This is a genomic window from Cyanobacteriota bacterium, from assembly GCA_025054735.1.
Classification (GTDB): domain Bacteria; phylum Cyanobacteriota; class Cyanobacteriia; order SKYG9; family SKYG9; genus SKYG9.
The window spans coordinates 1-4146 of sequence record JANWZG010000361.1; the positions used below are offsets into that span (position 1 = coordinate 1).

Here is a 4146-nt window from a genome sequence, read left to right on the forward strand (position 1 = left end):
TGTTAGGCAAATCTGAACCATTAGATAAGATTGCATGTCTGAACCACTAGATAAGATTTGCACGGGAAACTAATCGATGCCTAATCTGTCCTAACTGCATGACCACTATTCACACTGCGCTAGCAGCATTCATTTAGGATCAGCGGGGCAACAACGCCACTACTCTCTAGAGCACATCTTAGGTACTCGACTGAACTATTAGTAGTTCCCTGTTTAGTCAAACTGCTTTGCAGCAACTACCTCCCTTACAGCAATGATTCACTGTTATGAGATTGTTACCTAAGTTACCTAACCGCTATCTGTTCAGCCTTGCAATTCTCGTTGCTGGTGTGGGGCTGTCGATCGCAGCCTTCAACACTGTGCGATCGCGAGAAAACCAGCGTATTCGCGAAGAGTTTCGCCAGCAAGTAGATCACTTGACTTCAGCACTAGAGCATAGCATTGCGGACAAACTAGAAGTTAGTCAAGCATTAACTGCCTTCTATGCTGCCTCTGGTCAGGTCAATCGCAGGCAGTTTCAACTATTCGTACAACCGTTTTTGGGTAAGCACAAGGGGATTCATGCCCTAAGCTGGGTAGCAAGGGTATCAGGGGAAGATCGTCTGCGTTACGAGCAGGCCATAGCTGCTGAAGGCTTCCCGAACTTCAGCATTTATCAGCGGGACGATACTGGCAAGGTTTCCAAACAGTCACTACAGGTGGAATACTTCCCAGTCACCTACACAGAACCACCTGCCCTTAGGCAGGCGATCGGCTATGACATGCTCTCAGAACCAATGCGCCGTGATGCCCTAATGAAAGCCAAACACACCGGTAAGACCACCCTAACAGAACACATTAACCTGGTTGACAACGAATTAGGCGCGATTGCGTTTACTCCCATCTATGCCGCTGCTAGCAACTCCACAACGAGAACGTTGACGGGGTTTGTGCAGGTTGTCTTTTCATTAAAGAAAACAGTGGCAACAGCGATAGAAAACCCGATTCTGGCTGCATTAGACTTTAGTATCTATGACCGGTCTGCCTCAGCAGAGCGTCAGTTCATTATTCGCCATGAGGCCAAGACTAACGCCCTACTGTCGTCTGCGTGGTCTGACAGCGATAGCTCACCGGCAGCTAGGGCTATTTTGTGTCCGTCACCGTCCGACTGTGTTCGCTATATAGAGGTAGCTGATCGTCAATGGATGCTTGTTGCTCATCCAACTATGGCCTACATTACCAGCAACCGTGAAGGGACTGCTTATGCAATTTTTAGCATTGGCTTGCTATTAACCCTTGGCTTTGTTGCTTACATGCTGATTACTCAGCGCCATGCAATTCGGGTCGAAAACCTAGTGCAAGAGCGCACTGCCCAAGCCCAAGAACTAAGCCGCACCTTGTCTGAATTGCAACAAACCCAGGCTCAGTTAATTCAGACTGAAAAGATGTCAAGTTTAGGACAACTGGTGGCTGGAGTTGCGCATGAAATCAACAACCCAGTGAATTTTATCCACGGCAACCTAGACCATGTTGCCGCCTACGCCCAAGACTTAATGACTATCGTGGCCATGTATCAGCGTGCCTATCCTCAGCCCACACAAGCTATTCAAGCGGCAATCGATGAAGCTGACTTAGAGTTTATGTCAGAGGACTTGCCAAAATTGCTAAAGTCCATGCAAGTAGGGACTGAGCGTATTCGCGAGATCGTGCTCTCCCTGCGCAGTTTCTCACGCCTCGATGAAGCTGACATGAAAGCAGTAGATATTCATGAAGGCATTGATAGTACCTTGTTGATCCTACAAAATCGCACAAAGGTAAACTCCAAGCGTCCTGAGATTGCGATCGTCAAGGACTATGATGACCTGCCGTTGATTGAATGCTACGCCGGACAACTCAACCAAGTGTTCATGAATCTCTTGGTAAATGCCATCGATGCGATCGATGACCTAGCCAACCAGCAACGCTTAGACTCTAATCTGGACAGACACCACGAGCCATGGCAACCAACGATTACCATTCGGACAAAGCTAGTAACTAGCTTAGGGCTTGAAAGGCTAGAATCTGTACCAGAACCACAGTCTTCTACGCAATCTATGCTCAATACCCCCTTGTTTTGGGGGCGATCGTTATTTGCACAACCAAGCCAGTCAAACCAGCAACAACCATCCATTCCAGCGTCAACTCAACAAACATCCCCTGCTTCACCAGCAAACCATGCTATTCGCATCAGCATTACTGACAATGGCCCTGGCATGTCTGAAGAAACTCAAAAACAATTGTTCAACCCATTTTTTACAACCAAGCCCGTAGGGAAGGGCACAGGCCTAGGGTTAGCCATCAGTTACCAAATCGTTGTTGACAAGCATGAGGGCAAGTTGTGGTGTGAGTCCACTCCAGGCCACGGAACAACATTCTTCATAGAGATCCCTGTTCACCACGCAGTTCTGCAAGTGCGCCAGCCAGCACTAGTTTGAGTGCGCTAGTCTGAAACGAGCCTTTCCCTGAGGACTAGCAACATCCAACTATGGAGCCGTCTTCTGAGTTGTTTCCCCAACCATACGCGCTTACCCTATGGCACCGTAGCCCCGCCAAACCCCAACCAGAGCGCCCTGGACACGCACATCAGTTGCAGCTACCTTGATTGGCTCGTAGTTAGGATTAGCAGGCTTGAGGATCACCCGGTTACCCTTGCGGTAGTAGTGCTTCAAGGTGGTGCCTTGACCATCTACGTAAGCAGCGACGATCGTGCCATCTTTAATGGCTTTTGGATCCTCAACTGGCTTCATAATCACCACATCTCCCTCGGTAATCAGAGCCTCGATCATGCTGTCACCAGTGACCCGCAGGGCAAAGTACTGCGGTTGCAGCACCAACCCAGATAGGTCAAGATGTTCAACACCATCAGTAGCTGGCTCAGTCAAATAACCTGCGGCAATTTCCCCCCAGATGGGAACACCTTGAGATGCCGGATGCAAAATCCGAATAGTGCGAGCCTTGCCGGGAGTCCAGTCGATGTAGCCCTTACGTTGAAGGTGATCTAGGCGACTTTGAACCGGGGCTGGAGATTTAAGCCCCATTGCCTGCATCATCTGGCGAATTGATGGAGAATGCTGGTTCTTGCGAATGTAATCTACTAACCAATCGAACAATTCCTGCTGTACTGGAGTAAGCCGTTCCATGGGGATCTTTCTTGCGCGCTGCTAGATTCTAATTTTAGAACAAGCGTACCGCAAATATGCCATTTGTTCTAGTCCCTCAGAGAAAACTTTACATTTATGCTGATTCTCTGAAGTCAATAACGGTACTACCCAACACTGCCTTCTAGCTTAAGGCTGAGGAGCTTGTCTGCCTCAACGGCAAACTCCATTGGTAATTGGTTAAATACGTCCTTGCAAAAGCCACTAATCATCATAGAAATCGCATCCTCTATGCTGATACCCCGCTGGGTGAAATAAAACAACTGATCTTCACCAATTTTGGAAGTCGAGGCTTCATGTTCAACTTTGCTGCGATCGTTCTGCACCTGGATATAGGGGAAGGTGTTGGCCTGAGCATTATCGCCAATCAGCATTGAGTCACATTGGGAATAGTTCCGAGCGCCCACCGCCTTGGGGCCAATCTTCACCAGTCCTCGGTAACTGTTCTGGGATTGCCCAGCAGAGATTCCCTTAGAAATAATAGTACTGCGGGTATTTCTGCCAACGTGCACCATCTTCGTGCCCGTGTCTGCTTGCTGGTAGTTATTGGTGAGAGCGATCGAGTAAAACTCTCCCACCGAGTTATCACCCACCAAGACACAACTGGGATACTTCCACGTAATAGCAGATCCAGTCTCCACCTGAGTCCAGGAAATTTTGGAGTTGACCCCTTGGCAGAGGCCACGCTTCGTCACAAAATTATAGATGCCGCCTTTGCCGTTCGCATCTCCGGCATACCAGTTTTGCACCGTAGAATACTTGATTTCAGCATGATCCAAAGCCACCAATTCCACAACTGCGGCGTGGAGCTGGTTGCTGTCATACATCGGTGCAGTGCAGCCCTCCAGATAGCTAACATAGCTACCCTCCTCTGCCACAATCAAGGTACGCTCAAACTGACCCGACTCACCGTTGTTGATGCGGAAATAGGTGGACAGTTCCATCGGGCACCTTACACCCTTGGGAATGT

3 protein-coding genes are annotated in these 4146 nt (G+C 48.9%); 1 reads left to right on the plus strand and 2 read right to left on the minus strand.

The window, feature by feature from the left end; all coding sequences use genetic code 11:
• The first annotated feature begins 266 nt into the window (after positions 1–266).
• On the plus strand, positions 267–2453 hold the full coding sequence (locus tag NZ772_14975; protein MCS6814856.1) for a CHASE domain-containing protein: 2187 nt from the start codon (positions 267–269) through the stop codon (positions 2451–2453).
• Positions 2454–2543: 90 nt separating this feature from the next.
• Here the strand turns inward: NZ772_14975 and lexA are convergent, their stop codons facing one another.
• Together lexA and sufB are read right to left on the minus strand one after the other, a co-directional pair.
• Positions 2544–3158: a transcriptional repressor LexA gene (gene lexA, locus NZ772_14980; protein ID MCS6814857.1), complete on the minus strand. Its 615-nt coding sequence runs from the start codon at positions 3156–3158 to the stop codon at positions 2544–2546.
• 125 nt (positions 3159–3283) lie between these two features.
• Positions 3284–4146, minus strand: an 863-nt coding sequence (sufB, locus tag NZ772_14985) for a Fe-S cluster assembly protein SufB (protein MCS6814858.1), incomplete at its 5' end; no start/stop codon positions are given.